This window comes from Paraburkholderia sp. SIMBA_027 (assembly GCF_046535315.1).
Classification (GTDB): Bacteria; Pseudomonadota; Gammaproteobacteria; order Burkholderiales; family Burkholderiaceae; genus Paraburkholderia; species Paraburkholderia tropica.
Genome location: NZ_JAWRWY010001749.1, coordinates 1 through 230 on the forward strand (window position 1 = coordinate 1; position 230 = coordinate 230).

Below are 230 nucleotides of genomic sequence, written 5' to 3' on the forward strand. Positions count from 1 at the left end.
AGGTGTTCCGGCAGCGCCTCGCGTGAAGCACGGTTCGCGCTCGCCTTGCTGCTGCCGGCCTGCGCTTCGCGCGTCTCGGCCACGCCACGGCTGCCGGTCAGATCCTCCAGTCGGGTCTCAAGTTCCGCAATTTGCCGGTCCAGTTTCTCGGACTTGCGGCCGAACTGCATGCGTTTGAGTTTGTCGATTTGCGCCTTGAGTCGTTCGATTTCCAGATCCCGCTCGGCCAG

1 protein-coding gene is annotated in these 230 nt (G+C 63.5%); it reads right to left on the bottom strand.

Annotation, left to right across the window (positions count from 1 at the left end):
• The coding region (locus SB764_RS45155) for a transposase domain-containing protein (protein ID WP_410867456.1) at positions 1-230 on the bottom strand (230 nt) is incomplete at both ends.